Origin of the sequence: Stenotrophomonas maltophilia, from assembly GCF_047497515.2 — a bacterium.
Classification (GTDB): Bacteria; Pseudomonadota; Gammaproteobacteria; order Xanthomonadales; family Xanthomonadaceae; genus Stenotrophomonas.
The window spans coordinates 156,977-171,566 of the sequence record NZ_JAXAXL020000002.1; the positions used below are offsets into that span (position 1 = coordinate 156,977).

General features: G+C 67.1%; 9 protein-coding genes and 2 pseudogenes. 4 read left to right on the forward strand and 7 right to left on the reverse strand.

Annotated features, from left to right (window positions below):
• Nucleotides 1-56: 56 nt before the first annotated feature.
• The 3 genes and pseudogenes from ACMZPQ_RS04475 to ACMZPQ_RS04485 form a co-directional block, all read right to left on the reverse strand.
• Nucleotides 57-1,184 (reverse strand): ABC transporter permease, encoded by a 1,128-nt coding sequence (locus ACMZPQ_RS04475; protein WP_414486145.1) that lies wholly within the window; start codon nt 1,182-1,184, stop codon nt 57-59.
• Nucleotides 1,181-2,368 carry an ABC transporter permease gene (locus ACMZPQ_RS04480; RefSeq protein ID WP_312647882.1) on the reverse strand — a complete coding sequence of 396 codons (1,188 nt, stop codon included), beginning with the start codon at nt 2,366-2,368 and terminating at the stop codon, nt 1,181-1,183. Before ACMZPQ_RS04480 ends, ACMZPQ_RS04475 begins: the two co-directional genes overlap by 4 nt.
• A pseudogene (locus tag ACMZPQ_RS04485) lies at nt 2,353-2,676 on the reverse strand (HlyD family secretion protein); the annotation flags it as partial. The pseudogene ACMZPQ_RS04485 and the gene ACMZPQ_RS04480, both read right to left, overlap by 16 nt.
• On the opposite strand from ACMZPQ_RS04485, the pseudogene ACMZPQ_RS04490 reads away from it, so the two are divergent.
• A pseudogene (locus tag ACMZPQ_RS04490) lies at nt 2,657-4,093 on the forward strand (FepA family TonB-dependent siderophore receptor); the annotation flags it as partial. The pseudogenes ACMZPQ_RS04485 and ACMZPQ_RS04490 sit on opposite strands and share 20 nt — an antisense overlap.
• A 45-nt stretch (nt 4,094-4,138) precedes the next feature.
• Here the strand turns inward: ACMZPQ_RS04490 and ACMZPQ_RS04495 are convergent.
• Nucleotides 4,139-5,065: a hypothetical protein gene (locus ACMZPQ_RS04495; protein ID WP_197580590.1), complete on the reverse strand. Its 927-nt coding sequence runs from the start codon at nt 5,063-5,065 to the stop codon at nt 4,139-4,141.
• A 218-nt stretch (nt 5,066-5,283) separates the two neighbouring features.
• On the opposite strand from ACMZPQ_RS04495, the gene ACMZPQ_RS04500 reads away from it, so the two are divergent.
• On the forward strand, nt 5,284-6,264 hold the full coding sequence (locus ACMZPQ_RS04500) for a cation diffusion facilitator family transporter (protein WP_197580591.1): 981 nt from the start codon (nt 5,284-5,286) through the stop codon (nt 6,262-6,264).
• A gap of 36 nt (nt 6,265-6,300) precedes the next feature.
• Here the strand turns inward: ACMZPQ_RS04500 and nfi are convergent, their stop codons facing one another.
• Nucleotides 6,301-6,975, reverse strand: coding sequence for a deoxyribonuclease V (nfi, locus tag ACMZPQ_RS04505; RefSeq protein ID WP_197580592.1), 675 nt, complete (start codon nt 6,973-6,975; stop codon nt 6,301-6,303).
• A gap of 94 nt (nt 6,976-7,069) precedes the next feature.
• On the opposite strand from nfi, the gene gpmA reads away from it, so the two are divergent.
• Nucleotides 7,070-7,819 carry a 2,3-diphosphoglycerate-dependent phosphoglycerate mutase gene (gene gpmA / locus ACMZPQ_RS04510; protein ID WP_111112082.1) on the forward strand — a complete coding sequence of 250 codons (750 nt, stop codon included), beginning with the start codon at nt 7,070-7,072 and terminating at the stop codon, nt 7,817-7,819.
• 208 nt (nt 7,820-8,027) lie between these two features.
• A complete protein-coding gene (locus ACMZPQ_RS04515) occupies nt 8,028-10,127 on the forward strand; it encodes a M13 family metallopeptidase (protein WP_197580593.1) in 2,100 nt (699 codons plus the stop codon).
• A gap of 187 nt (nt 10,128-10,314) precedes the next feature.
• Here ACMZPQ_RS04515 and ACMZPQ_RS04520 read toward each other — a convergent pair whose 3' ends face one another.
• Nucleotides 10,315-10,932 carry an HD-GYP domain-containing protein gene (locus tag ACMZPQ_RS04520; RefSeq protein ID WP_197580594.1) on the reverse strand — a complete coding sequence of 206 codons (618 nt, stop codon included), beginning with the start codon at nt 10,930-10,932 and terminating at the stop codon, nt 10,315-10,317.
• A gap of 45 nt (nt 10,933-10,977) precedes the next feature.
• Complete coding sequence (gene mfd / locus ACMZPQ_RS04525; RefSeq protein ID WP_197580595.1) at nt 10,978-14,442, reverse strand: transcription-repair coupling factor; 3,465 nt, start codon at nt 14,440-14,442, stop codon at nt 10,978-10,980.
• Nucleotides 14,443-14,590 lie beyond the last annotated feature (148 nt).

A 14,590-nucleotide genomic window follows, 5' to 3' on the forward strand; every position in this document is an offset into this window, starting at 1 on the left:
TTCGTTCTGGAAAAGGGGACGGAGGGGATCAAGTCGTAATCCCCCGATCCGACCGTCTACGACTTAATCCCCTCCGTCCCCTTTTTTTCGAGGAGGCGCCAGGTGGCGAGGCTGCCGTAGAGCAGCAGCAGGGTGGTGAGGGTGATCAGTTCGTGGCTGACTTCGGCCAGGCTCGCGTCCATCTGGTTCAGGCGCACCATCAGGTTGATGCCCGAGGTGGTCGGCAGCAGTTGCGCCAGCCACACCAGCGGTTGCGGTGTCATCACCGCCGGCCACGACAGGTTGGCCAGGAAGAACAGCGGGATCGAGGTGGCGATGATGTACTGGAAGGCACGTTCGCGGGTGCCGAAGAAGCTGCCGACGAACAGCCCGAACGCCACCGTGGCGGCGATGAACAGGGTGCCGCCCAGCAGCTGCCCCAGCGGATTGCCGCCGCGCGGGTAGTCCTGCACCCAGGCAGTGAAGCCGGCGTAGTAGAACAGCCCGAACAGGCCGATCAGGCCGAAGCCCAGCGCCATGCCCGTCAGCGTCGGCAGGTCGAAGCGCAGGCGGCGGCCCAGCGCGAGGCGGCGGCCGCCAAGCAGCACGCCGATGCCCATCAGCAGGGTCTGGTGCACGATCAGTTCGGCCACGCCGGGCACGATGGCGCTGCCGTAGCCTTCCTGGGTGTTGTACAGCGGACGCTGCACCAGCGTAACCGGGGGGGCCTGCGGCGCGCCCATGAAGGCGGCCTGGCCGACCGCCGCCTCTCGCCCGAACGCACCCAGTGCATCGGCCACGCTGCCCAGCACCCAGCTGGCGCGGCCGAGGTAGGCGCCGTTGCCGAGCAGCACCAGCTTGGCCGGATGGCCGCGCAGGATGTCGCGCTCCAGGTTGGCCGGGATCAGCACGATGCCTTCGGCGTGGCCGGCCTCCAGCTGCTGGCGCGCACTGTCGATGTCGGCCGGTTGCCCGACCACGCGAGCCACTCGCAGCGCGTCCAGCTTGCGCAGCAGCTCGCGGCTGGTGGCGCTGTGGTCTTCGTCCACCACCAGCACCGGCAGATTGCCGGCCACCTGGTGACGGTACGCCGCCGGGTAGAAGAACGAGTACAGGATCACCGCGCCGACCATCACCACGATCGCATAGCGGTCGCAGAGCACCGCCATCAGGGTCTGCCGCAGGCTGCGCCAAAGCGTGCTCATGCGTCGGCTCCCGCCGGCCGCGCGGCCGCGGGTGTACGCGCGAAGGCAATAAGGCGCAGGCCGCCGATGCCGCCAGCCACCACCGACATCAGCAGCAGCGTCGCCAGTGGCCACAGCGAAACCAGCAGTGGCGATCCGATGAACTGCTGCTGGGTCTGCAGCTTGATGTAGGCGCTGAGCGGTAGCAGCTGGTGCCAGACGCGGGTGAACAAGGGGCCGTCCAGCACCGGGAAGGTGGCACTGGAGAATGCCAGCGCGGTGCCGATGCTCAGTCCCACCGCGGACAGCGCGGTGCCCATGTCGCGGGTGACGCCGACGAAGAACAGGGCATAGGCCGCGGTGGCCAGGTAGAACAGCGGCTGCGCAATCAGCAGCAGGAGCACGCTGCCGGCCACGCCATCGCCGCGCAGCCAGGCCAGGTAACCCAGCCCGAGTGCACCGTACAGCGAGAACAGCAGGATGTACGGTGCAACCTTGCCGGCGGCGGCGGTCCATGGCGTGCGGCCCAGCCAGTCGGCCAGGGTGCCATCGCGGATCTCCCGCCCCAGGCTGCCGGCCACGGCAAGCGCGAGCACAAGCGACAGCACCGCCGGGAAGATCAGCGGCAGCAGGAACAGCTCGTAGCTGCGTGCCGGGTTGTAGAGGATGTCCGACTGCACCGCGATCGGCGCTGCCCGCAGCTTGCCCGGGCCGACCTGCAGGCCGATGCGCTCGCGCAGCAGTCGTGCGTTCCAGGCCGAGACCGCATCGCCGATATCGCGCGCGGCGGACTGGCCGGTGGTCATGTAGGTGGCGTTGTAATAGGCGAACACCGTGCCCTGGCGCCCGCGCAACGCTTGCCGGGTGACATCGCGCGGCACCAGCACGATGGCGAACACGTCCAGGCGGCGCAGCTGCGAGCGCGCATCTTCCATGTCTGCAGGCTGGCTGGCGATGCGCACGCCGGGGCTGGCATCGAGCATGCGCAGCAGCAGGCGGCTGTCACTGCTGTGGTCGAGGTCGACCACGGCGATCGGGATGTCGCGCATCACTGAAGGCGTGAACATCCACCCCATTACCACCAGCATCAGCAGGGGCAGCAGGGTAACCAGCATCAGGTCGGCGCGGTTGCTGCGCAGCGCATACAGCTCGCGCCGCCACGAGGCGCCGAAACCGCCGCTATCCGGGCTCAGTGCTGGGGCCATGCGAACAGCACGCTCATGCCAGGGCGGAAGCCCTCGATGCGGCGTACCGGGCGCACCCGCACCTCGAAGCTGCGGACGTCGTAGCCGGACGACTGGCGGGTGGTACGCCAGGTTGCATAGTCGCCGGCAGGGTTGATGAAGTAGACCACGAATTCGCTGTCCACGCCGAGTGCCGGCACGCTGCCCTGCAGCTTGCTGCCGACCTTCAGGCCCTGCATCTGCGATTCACGCAGGTTCATCGCCACCCACATGCGGTCGATGTCGACCAGGGTGAACACCGGATAGCCGGCCGGCACCAGCCGCCAGGGCAACATCTACGCCGGCGACCGCGCGGTCAGCACCACCGGAACCTCGACCGGCGTCGACCTGGCCGCACTGGCCGACGGCAAGGCCGAAACCAACCGCATGTACCGCAACACCGGCGCGATCACCCATCGTGGCCGTTGGGGCGACGTGACCTCGCGGGTCACGGCCGCGGTCGAGGCGGTCAACAACTCGCGCATCAATGAAGGCCTGGCCGGTGGCCCGGAAGGCAGCTTCAACGGCACCGACTGGTCGACCTCGCGCCTGCGCAACTACCAGCTGGATGGCGAAGTGAGCTTCCCGACCATGCTGGGTGGTGCCGAGAACATCTGGACGCTGGGCTTTGAATACCTGGACAGCCGCCTGACCGATCCGTACTCGATGAGCCAGTCCAGCAGCAGCGGCGGCGGCATCCCGGGGCTGTCGGCCGATCGCGCACGCGGCAAGTCCGACGCGCAGACCACCGCCGTGTTCGTGGAAGACAACATCTACCTCGGCGAGCGCTGGATCGTCACCCCGGGCCTGCGCTTCGACCACCACAGCCAGTTCGGCAACAACACCAGCCCCAGCCTCAACGCGCAGTTCCGCATCAACAGCGACTGGGTGGTGAAGGGCGGCATCGCGCGTGCCTTCAAGGCACCGAACCTTTACCAGTCGAATCCGGACTATCTGTACTACACCCGCGGCAATGGTTGCCCGAATGCGTTGCCTAGCCTGGGGGCCGGCTGCTACATGCGCGGCAATGCGGACCTGAAGGCGGAAACCAGCCTGAACAAGGAACTGGGTGTGGAGTGGGCGCCGCAGAGTGGCTGGCAGGCGTCGCTGACCTACTTCCACAACGACTACAAGGACAAGATCCAGGCCGGCTACGACCAGATCGGCCTGACCGCCGATGGCCGCGGCCGCATCTTCCGCTGGGAGAACGCACCGAAGGCGATCGTGCAGGGGCTGGAAGGCAACCTGGTGATCCCGCTGCTGGGCGAGCAGGGCAGCCGCCTGAAGTGGAGCAACAACTTCACCTACATGGTGGAGAACGAGAACAAGACCACGCGCCAGCCGCTGTCGGTGATCCCCAAGTACACGATCAACACCATGCTGGACTGGCAGGCCACCGACAAGCTGTCGCTGCTGCTGACCGGCACGTTCTATGGCAAGCAGGAACCGGCCACCACCAACATCAACAATGATCCGCGCTGCACTGGTACCTGCGATCCGTCGGTGGCACTGCAGGACCGCGGGGCATACAACATCTGGGGCGTGAGCGCGCGCTACCGGGTGACCGAGACGGTCAGCTTCGGCTTCGGCGTCAACAACCTGGCCGACAAGCGCCTGTTCCGCGAGGCCAACAGCAGCGATGCCGGTGCGGCGACCTACAACGAGCCGGGCCGCGCCTACTGGGCCAGCCTGCGCTTCGGGTTCTGATCCGATGAGGGCTGCGCCGGGTCAGTCCCGGCGCAGCCTGGGAATCTACTTCACCTGGCGGCAATCGCGCAGATGGACGCCACCGGTGTCCATCTTGTCGACCACGCCTTCCAGCTTCACCCAGTCGTTCTCGCGCAGGGTGGCGGCCAGCGCCATCTGATCCGGGGCCAGCGCACAGTGCACGGTGAAGTTGGCGTTGTTGTCGTCGTTCGACTGGCGTCCACCGATGCCACCGATGCCCTTCATCTTGGTGACCAGATAGCCCACTTCAACGGTCTTGGTAAAACGGTTGGCCTGGGCGGTGTAGACCTGGCCATCGATGATGAAACGGCGGCCGAAATACTTGACGAGCAACGGCTGGTACATCGCTTCGGTGTCCGGCGGGGTGCTGCTGCCGGAGAACAATGACTTCAGCGGCGCGGTGTTGATTTCCCGCTGCAGCCGCTTGGCGTCCTTGCCCATCTGGGTGGACATGCCGACCGCGGTGGCCTGGATCGGCTTGTCGAAGCCACTGGAGACCCGCACGGCTTCGGCGATCGCCTCGCCCTCGGGGCCGGTCCTGAGCTTGTCCAGCCAACCACACAGCGCGCTGCGTGCGTCCTCTTCCTTGGCGGTCTGCCCGCGTGACAGCTTGGTGCCGACCACCACGGTGCCGCCATTGGAGGCGGTGATGATGCTGACCAGCGGCATCTTCGTGTCGGTCTGCAGGACGTACATCTGGCCTTCGGTCTCGGTGATGACATCACCGCTGACGAAGTTGTTGCCCTCGTCCAGCGCCGCCTTGCGCAGCTGGCCCAATGCACTGCGGGGCTTCAGGCCGGGAAGGGTGACCTCGGAGGTGAAGAACTGGCCATTGCGCGGGTCGCCCACCGAGCGGAAGTTCTGCTGGCAGGTCTTGGCCGAGGCGCTTGCGGCCATGCCCAATGCGCAGGCCACGGTGAGCGCGACCCAGGGGGTCTTGGTGGTCCACATGATCCGGATTCCTTGTGCGTGGGTGTCCATTGCGGGCAGCAACGCTGGAGCGATCCGTCTGCCCGTTCCCCGTCCAGAGGGGATGCGGCCATCATAGTGCTGCCCGGCGCGGGTGCAAGCCGCAGCCAACCGCGCGGATTCTGCAATGTTATAAACACCGTGATAGTTTCCCCACGGCCGCCAGCGTAGCCTGCGTCCATCGCAAAGGAGCTGTTGCCATGGGCCACGACCACGATCACCTGCCATCCGAGATCCGCCACGAGAAGCCCTTGTGGTGGGCGCTCGGGCTGACCTCCACCTTCCTCGTCGTCGAAGTGGTGGGTGCGTTCTGGACCAACAGCCTGGCGCTGCTGTCAGACGCCGCGCACATGGCCACCGATGCGCTGGCACTGATGATCGCGCTGGTGGCGGTGCGGCTGAGCCGGCGCCCGCCGGATGCGCGGCGCACCTACGGCTATGCACGCCTGGAAGCACTGGGCGCGATGATCAACGGCGCGATGCTGTTCGTGGTTGCCGCGTACATCCTGTGGGAAGCCGTCGGGCGCTTCAGCAAACCGCAGGAGATCGCCTCTACCGGCATGCTGGTGATCGCTTCGGTTGGCCTGGTCATCAACCTGATCTCGATGCGCCTGCTGCAGGCCGGCAGCGGCGAGAGCCTCAACGTGAAGGGCGCCTACCTGGAAGTGTGGGCCGACATGCTCGGCTCGGTGGCAGTGATCGCCGGTGCGATCTTGATCCAGGTCACTGGCTGGAAGCCGATCGACCCGATCCTGGCGGTACTGATCGGCCTGTGGGTACTGCCACGCACCTGGGTGCTGATGCGCGAGGCGATCAACGTGCTGCTGGAAGGCGTGCCCAAGGGCATGGACGTGGCCAAGGTGCGCGACAGCCTGTCCGGCCATGCCGCGGTGCTGGATGTGCATGACCTGCACGTGTGGGCGCTGGCCTCCAGCACGCCGGCACTGACCGCGCACATCGTGATGCGCGACGGCACCGATGCCGATGCGCTGCGCCGTGAACTGGGGGGGCGCCTGCACGATGACTTCGGCATCGAGCACGTGACACTGCAGATCGAAGCGGACCACTGCGGCGAAGCCTGTGGTGAGCCGGCGCCGGCCAAGCGTAGCGAGCACGAGGGTCATGAAGGCCACGACCACGGCGAGGACGCACAGGGCCATCGCGGCCACGTGCATCGTTGATCGAAATCGAAGGCGGCGCCGGGATGCCCGGCGCGGTCATTCGTCCCGGCGCGAGGCCAGCCGATCCGCCAGCCGGGTCGGCTCCGGCAGGCGGTAGCCGCGCAGCGTGCGTTGCACCCAGTCCAGCGCGGTGTCCGCGCTGACCCGATGGCCTCCGGCCACGAACAACGGCTTGCAGCGCACCTTGCTGCGCAGTACCCAACCCAGTTGTTCATTGCCGTCCAGAAGCAGCGTATGCGCGCCGGGTTCCGGTGCCGGTTCCTCAAAGCGGCCCACCAGTTTCGACTTGGCCACGCCGATGCTCGGCAGGTCGGTGACTACGCCCAGGTGCGCGGCGACGCCCAGCCGGCGTGGATGGCTGATGCCGTGACCATCGACGAACACCAGATCAGGTGTGCGCGGCAGCAAGGCCAACGCCGCCAGCAGCGCCGGCAGTTCGCGGAAGCTGAGCAGGCCGGGGATGTAGGGCATCACCGTGGGAATGCGCGCGATTTCCTGCGCGACAGGCCGTAGCGTCGTTGCGTCCAGCAGTACCGCGGCGGCGCGGGTGGTGGCGCCGTCATCCTCGAAGCCGACATCCAGCCCGGCCAGCCAGCGCACGTTGCGGGGCAGCCGGTCTTGGCGTTCCACCCGGCCGGCCAGCTGAAGCTGCTGCGCGCGGGCGGCACTGACGCTGCCTTCCCAGCGCCCGGGATCGATCATCGTATTCATTGGCCGCAGCATCGCATGCGCGGCGCCACGGTCCGGTGAGCAGCGCCCGGGGCTACAATGGGCGCCTGCCTTTCCTCGCATTGGAGACCCTGCAGTGACCCGTAAACTCGTACTGTTGCGCCATGGCCAGAGCCAGTGGAACCTGGACAACCGCTTCACCGGCTGGGTCGATGTCGACCTCACCGAGCAGGGGCGCCGGGAAGCGGCCGCCGCCGGCCGCCTGATGCGCGAGGAAGGCCTGCAGTTCGATGTCGCCCACACCTCCGTGCTCAAGCGTGCCATCCACACCCTCCAGGGTGCACTGGCCGAGCTGGAACAGGACTGGCTGCCGGTGAACAAGTCCTGGCGCCTCAATGAGCGCCACTACGGCGGCCTGCAGGGCCTGGACAAGGCCGAGACCGCAGCCAAGCACGGCGAGGAGCAGGTCAAGGTGTGGCGTCGTTCGTACGACATCCCGCCGCCGCCGATGGAGCTGGAAGATCCGGGCCACCCGATCCATGACCGCCGCTACGCGGGCCTGGACCGCAACGCGCTGCCGGGCACCGAATCGCTGGCAACCACCCTGGACCGCGTGCTGCCGTACTGGCACGACGCCATCGCGCCGCAGCTGAAGGACGGCAAGACCGTGCTGGTCACCGCCCACGGCAACTCGCTGCGCGCGCTGTACAAGTACCTCAACAACGTCTCGCGCGAGGAAATCCTCGAGCTGAACATTCCGACTGGCATCCCGCTGCTGTTCGAACTGAACGACGACCTGACGGTGAAGTCGTTCCGCTACCTGGGCGACCCGGAAGCGGCGCGCAAGGCCGCTGAAGCCGTGGCCAACCAGGGCAAGGCGAAGTAAAGAAGAAGGCCGGCGCAAGCCGGCCTTTCCTTTTGTAGCGTCGAGCCATGCTCGACTGCTTTTGGCCTTTGCCGCAGGGAGCATGAATCCGGAACAGAGAGCAGTCGAACATGGCTCGACGCTACAGAGGCGGTGCCCTGTGACCTTTGGCCGGTCCCTGCCGCGGGCCTTCCCGGCTACCCTGTGAAATTACCCGCAGGAGAGCCTCATGAACTTCCGCAACCTGGCCCCGCTGGGCCTGACCATCGCCATTGCCGCCTCGCTGGCTGCCTGTGGCAAGAATGAATCCGCGCCGGCCGCCACCGCCGGCACCGATGCCAAGCCGGCCTTCGACCTGTCGCAGATCAAGACGCCGCTGATCTCGCTCAACAGCGCCGATCTGGACCCGTCCATCTCGGCCTGTACCGACCTCAATGGCTTCGTCAACAGCAAGTGGCTGAAGGCCAACCCGGTGCCGGGTGACCAGACCACCTGGGGCAGCTTCGAGATCCTGCGCGAGCGCTCGCTGGAAGTGCAGCACACGCTGGTACAGCAGGCCGCCGCCAGCCAGGCCAAGGCCGGTTCGGTGGAAGCCAAGATCGGTGACATCTGGAAGACCGGCAACGACGAAGCCAAGATCGAGGCCGCTGGCCTAGCGCCGCTGCAGCCGCAGCTGGACAAGATCACTGCGCTGAACGACACCGCCGCCATCACCCGGTACCTGCGCGACAGCCAGGCCGAGGGCAAGGGCGTGCTGTTCTCGCTGTTCGCCAATGCCGACTACAAAGATTCGGCCAACGTCATCGCCTACGTCGGCCAGGGTGGCCTCGGCCTGCCGGAGAAGGGCTACTACTTCGACGATGCGCAGGCCAAGATCCGCGACGCCTACGTGGCCTACATCGCACAGGTGCTGACCCTGTCCGGCGTGGATGCTGCACAGGCCGCCGAGCAGGCCAAGGCCGTGATGGCCTTCGAAACCCGCCTGGCCAAGGCCTCGATGTCGCGCATCGAAATGCGTGACCCGGCCAAGCGCTACAACCCGCTCAGCGCTGCCGACGCCGACAAGCTGACCCCGAACTTCAGCTGGACCGCGCTGTTCGACACCCTGAAGGTGCCGGCCGCGCAGAAGTTCTCGCTGGCGCAGCCGGGCTTCTTCGGTGAAATGGACAAGATGCTCGCCGACGTGCCGGCCAGCACCTGGCAGGCCTACCTGCGCTTCCACACCATCGATGATGCTTCGCCGTACCTGAGCAGCCAGTTCGAGAAGGCCAACTTCGATTTCTATGGCACCACCCTGCGTGGCCAGAAGGAAATGCAGCCGCGCTGGAAGCGCGTACTGGAGTCGGTCAACGGCGGCATGGGTGAAGCGCTGGGCCAGCTGTACGTCGACGCCGTGTTCCCGGCCGAGTCGAAGGTGGCCATGCAGCACCTGGTGGAGAATCTGTCGGTAGCACTGAAGGCGCGCCTTGAGCAGCTGCCGTGGATGGGCGAAGAGACCAAGAAGAAGGCACTGGAGAAGTGGGCCAGCTTCACCCCCAAGATCGGTTACCCGGACAAGTGGCGTGACTGGGCGGGCCTGCAGACCAACGGCGACAGCTACCTGGGCAACATGCAGGCCGCGCGCGCGTTCAACTACCGCTACATGCTGGACAAGATCGGCAAGCCGGTGGACAAGACCGAGTGGGGCATGACCCCGCAGACGGTCAACGCCTACTACAACGCCACCAAGAACGAGATCGTGTTCCCGGCCGCGATCCTGCAGGCGCCGTTCTTCGACGCCAAGGCCGATCCGGCGCTGAACTACGGCGGCATCGGTGCGGTCATCGGCCACGAGATGATGCACGGCTACGATGACTCGGGCAGCCAGTTCGCCGCCAACGGCAACTTCGACAACTGGTGGACCGACGCCGACCGCAAGGCCTTCACCCAGCGCACCGACCAGCTGGTCGCGCAGTTCGACGGCTATGAATCGGTGCCGGGCGTGTTCGTGAAGGGCAAGCTGACCCTGGGCGAGAACATCGGCGACCTCGGTGGCCTGACCGTGGCCTACGACGCGCTGCAGATGGCGCTGAAGGAAGACCCGAAGGCGAACGTCGACGTCGATGGCCACAGCCAGGACCAGCGCTTCTTCATGAACTGGGCCACCGTGTGGCGCCGCAACTTCACCGACGGTGAGCTGCGCGTGCGTTTGAACACCGACCCGCACGCCCCGGCGAACTTCCGTGCCAACGGCGCGCCGTCGAACATGCCGTCCTTCGCTGCCGCGTTCCAGTGCAAGGCCGGCGACGCGATGGTGCGTGCCGACGACAAGCGCGTGGTGATCTGGTAATCGATCGTACGTGACGCGTGATGCAGAAGGCCCGGCGAAAGCCGGGCCTTTTGTTTGCCGGCCCAGTGGCGAGGGCGGCCTGGTAGAGTCGACCGCCGGTCGACTATCGCGCGTAGCGCGGGATTTTCGCGGTCTGGAGGAAGAGCAGTCGACCAGCGGTCGACTCTACAGGTGCGGCGCCCGCCGATCAGGCCAGCTGCGGCTCCTGCGCCAACATGCGGTGGAAGCGCTGCAGAACGTACGGATCGACCAGGCCACCGGACTGGTTCTCGATGATGCCCAGCGCCGCTCCCGGTGCCATCGCGGCACGATAGGGGCGCACGCTGGTCATCGCATCGTAGGCATCGGCGATGGTGACGATACGCGCGCCCAGCGGAATGGATTCGCGGCGCAAGCCATCGGGATAGCCGCTGCCATCGAAGGCTTCGTGGTGGGCGCGTATCAGGCGTGCGACCGGTACGGCATCACTGCGGCCGGTGGCCAGGAAGATATGCTCGCCCCGCACCGGGTGCTCGCGCATGATCGCCCGCTCTTCGTCGGTGTGCCGCCGTGGGGCTAGCAGTACATCGTCGGGAATGCCGATCTTGCCGATGTCGTGAAAGCGGGCGGCCAGGCCGATCTGTGCACTGGCTTCGTCGTCAAGATCGCAGTGCGTGGCCAGGCGCTGCGCGAGCAGGCTGACGCGGTCGCAGTGATGGCGGGTGTAGGCGTCGCGCATCTGCAGCGACATCGAGAGGGCATCGATCAGGCAGGCCTGCGCGTGCAGCAGGTCGGGGGCGGGTACGGCGTCAGGAAACATGGGCATCCACCCGCACCGGGTGGGGACCGGTGCGGGGTATTCGGGGGGCGATCAACCCGGGGCGAGGGTGGTCAGAAGGGCGCGGGCGGCGTTGAAGCGGTCTTCCGGCAACGGCAGCGGATGCTTGATGCGCAGCTTGTCGGGCCCTTCCATGGCGTAGAGGTTCGGTTGCTTCTGGATCAGCTGGATCACCGCCATCGGGTCGATGTTCGGCTTGGACTCGAACACGATGCGGCCACCGTTCTCGCCCAGGTCCAGCTTGCGGATTCCGAGCGTGTTGGCCTTCAGCTTCAGCTCGGCGATGGCGAACAGGTGCTTGGCCGCATCCGGCAACAGGCCGAAGCGGTCGATCATCTCCACCTGAAGTTCGCGCAGTGCATCGCTGTCGCGCGCGCTGGAGATGCGCTTGTACAGGGTCAGGCGGGTGTGCACGTCCGGCAGGTAGTCTTCCGGAATCAGCGCTGGCACGTGCAGTTCCACTTCGGCGCCGCGCACTTCCTCGCCGGCATCCAGGTCGGGCAGCTTGCCCTGCTTGATGCTGCGCACCGCGCGTTCCAGCAGTTCGGTGTACAGGCTGAAGCCGACTTCGGCCATCTGTCCGCTCTGGTCCTCGCCCAGCAGTTCACCGGCACCGCGGATTTCCAGATCGTGCGTGGCCAGGGTGAAGCCGGCGCCGAGTTCGTCCATCGACGCGATCGCTTCCAGGCGCTTTTCCGCATCCGGGGTGATCGAACGACGATCAGGGGCCACCAGGTAGGCGTAGGCGCGATGGTGCGAACGACCGACACGGCCGCGCAGCTGATGCAGCTGGGCAAGGCCGAAGCGGTCGGCGCGGTTGATGATGATGGTGTTGGCGTTGGGAATGTCGATGCCCGATTCGATGATCGTGGTCGACAGCAGCACGTTGAAGCGCTGCTTCTGGAAATCCAGCATCACCTTTTCCAGCTCGCGTTCGGGCATCTGGCCGTGGGCGATGCCGATGCGCGCCTCGGGCACCAGCTCGGACAGCTCGCGCTGCATGCGACCGATGCTCTCCACGTCGTTGTGCAGGAAGTACAGCTGGCCGCCACGCGCCAGTTCGCGCTGGAAGGCTTCGCGCAGCAGCGCGTCGTCCCACTGCGTGATGAAGGTCTGCACCGCCAGCCGGTTCGGCGGCGGCGTGGCGATGATCGACAGGTCGCGCAGGCCGGCCATGGCCATGTTCAAGGTGCGCGGGATGGGCGTGGCGGTCAGGGTCAGCAGGTGCACGTTGGCGCGCAGCGCCTTCAACGCTTCCTTCTGGCGCACGCCGAAACGCTGTTCCTCGTCGACGATGACCATGCCCAGGTCCTTGAACTTCACGTCCGGCTGCAGCAGGCGGTGGGTGCCGACGATGACGTCGATGGTGCCGGCGGCGACCTTCTCCAGTTCGGCCTTGATTTCCTTGCTGGTCTTGAAGCGCGACAGCACTTCGACCTTCATCGGGTAGTCGGCGAAGCGGTCGCGGAAATTGCGGAAATGCTGTTCGGCCAGCAGCGTGGTCGGCACCAGCACGGCCACCTGCTTGCCAGCGCTGGCGGCGGCGAAGGCGGCGCGTACGGCCACCTCGGTCTTGCCGAAGCCGACGTCACCACAGACCACGCGGTCCATCGGCTGGCTGCTGGCCAGGTCGCGCAGGGTGGCGTCGATCGCGGCCAGCTGGTCCGGGGTTTCCTCGAACGGGAAACCTGCGGCGAACGGCTCGTACATCGCGCGGTCCACGTGCAGCGCCAGGCCGGCACGCGCCTGGCGGCGGGCCTGGATCTCCAGCAGTTCGGCGGCCACGTCGCGCACCTTTTCGGCGGCCTTGCGCTTGGCCTTGCTCCACTGCTCGCCACCGAGCGAGTGCAGCGGCGCGGTTTCCGCCGATGCACCGGAATAACGGCTGATCAGGTGCAGCTGGGCGACCGGCACATACAGGCGGTCACCCTTGGCGTACTCGATTTCGAGGAACTCGCCGGGCATGCCGCCGACATCCATCGCGATCAGGCCACGGTAGCGGCCGACGCCATGATCCTCGTGCACGATCGGCGCGCCCTCGGTCAGTTCGCCGAGGTCGCGGATGATGGCTTCCGGCTCGCGGCCGGCACGGCGCGTGCGGCGGGTGCTGCCGGCGCGCTCGGGGAACAGCTGGCGCTCGGTCAGCACCGCGATGCGCGGATCGTCCAGCGCGAAGCCGTCTTCAAGCGGCGCCACCGCGATCGCGAAGCGCGCATCGTCGGCAAGGAAGCTGGGCAGGTCGGCCACCACCGGTGGTTTCAGTTCGGCAGCCTGCAGCACTTCCAGCAGGGCTTCACGGCGGCCCGGCGAATCGGCGGCGATCAGCACCCGGCCCGGGTAGTGGCCAAGGAACGACTTCAGTGCATCGCCGGCCGGCGCCTCACGTGCAGCCACTGGCAGCGGCGGCAACGGCTGGTCGCCCAGTGCGTGCGCGTCGGCGATGCGCGCGTGGTCGGCGGCCCACACCTCGATGCGCGGTGCATCGTTCAGGCGCTCGCGCAGCAGTTCCGGCGACAGGTACAGCGCCGACGGTGGCAGCAGCGGGCGCTCCACGTCATGTCGGCGCTGTTCGTAACGCTCGCGGGTCTGCGCCCAGAACGCCTCGGCGGCTTCGCCGGCACCGGCACAGACCACCGGCAGGCTGCCGCTGGGCAGGTACTCGAACAGGGTCGCGGTGCGCTCGAAGAACAGCGGCAGGTAGTACTCGACGCCGGCCGGAGCCAGCCCGGATTTCAGATCCTGATAGAGCGCGCTGCGCCGGGTATCGACATCGAAGCGCTCACGCAGCGTGGCCAGCACGCGGGCGATGCTGGCCTCGTCCATCGGCACTTCGCGGCCGGGCAGCATGTGCACGGCCTCGACCTTGTCCAGCGAGCGCTGGCTTTCCGGGTCGAAGGCGCGGATCGAGTCGATGTCCTCGTCCAGCAGCTCCACCCGCAGCGGCTCGTCGGCGCCCATCGGGAACACGTCGAGCAGGCCGCCACGCACGGCGAAGTCGCCCGGGTCCATCACCTGCGGCACGTTGCGGTAGCCGGCGCTTTCCAGGCGGCGCTTCTCGGCCTCCAGGTCCAGGCGCTGGCCGACCTTCAGGTCGAAGCTGCCACCGATCACGTAGCTGCGCGGGGCCAGCTGCTGCAGCAGGGTCTGCACCGGCACGATCACCAGGCCACGCTTCAGCGCAGGCAGGCGGTGCAGGGCGGCCAGGCGCTGCGAGATGATCTCCGGATGCGGGCTGAAGCGGTCGTAGGGCAGTGTTTCCCAGTCCGGGAAAGCGACCACCGGCAGGGCCGGATCGCCGCCGAGCAGGGTGTGCAGGTCGGCTTCGAGCTGGTTGGCACCGTGGTTGTCACGGGCGATCACCAGCAGCGGGGCGTCGTGCGCACGCGCGGCCTGGGCCAGGTACCAGGCCAGGGCGGTCGGCGATGCAGGGGCGCGCCACCAGGCGCGGAGCTGGCCGGCGCGCGGCAGCGGCGGGGCGGGGTATGAGGTACGCGACATGGACCCCGGATTTTAGCAGAAACCCGATCAAACCCCGTCGGGTAGTGCCGGCCGCTGGCCGGCATTCCGATACCCCAACGGTGCATGAGGCTGCCGGCCAGCGGCCGGCACTACCGGGGGGCGTGGCCGGGCAGTACCCGGCGCATCC

Coding starts and splice junctions, on each gene's coding strand:
- ACMZPQ_RS04520 (WP_197580594.1), bottom strand. CDS start 10,932: ATGCCCATGTTTCCTGACGCCGTACCCGCCCCCGACCTGCTGCACGCG.
- nfi (WP_197580592.1), bottom strand. CDS start 6,975: ATGAATACGATGATCGATCCCGGGCGCTGGGAAGGCAGCGTCAGTGCC.
- ACMZPQ_RS04515 (WP_197580593.1), top strand. CDS start 8,028: ATGAACTTCCGCAACCTGGCCCCGCTGGGCCTGACCATCGCCATTGCC.
- mfd (WP_197580595.1), bottom strand. CDS start 14,442: ATGTCGCGTACCTCATACCCCGCCCCGCCGCTGCCGCGCGCCGGCCAG.
- ACMZPQ_RS04475 (WP_414486145.1), bottom strand. CDS start 1,184: ATGAGCACGCTTTGGCGCAGCCTGCGGCAGACCCTGATGGCGGTGCTC.
- ACMZPQ_RS04495 (WP_197580590.1), bottom strand. CDS start 5,065: ATGTGGACCACCAAGACCCCCTGGGTCGCGCTCACCGTGGCCTGCGCA.
- ACMZPQ_RS04480 (WP_312647882.1), bottom strand. CDS start 2,368: ATGGCCCCAGCACTGAGCCCGGATAGCGGCGGTTTCGGCGCCTCGTGG.
- ACMZPQ_RS04500 (WP_197580591.1), top strand. CDS start 5,284: ATGGGCCACGACCACGATCACCTGCCATCCGAGATCCGCCACGAGAAG.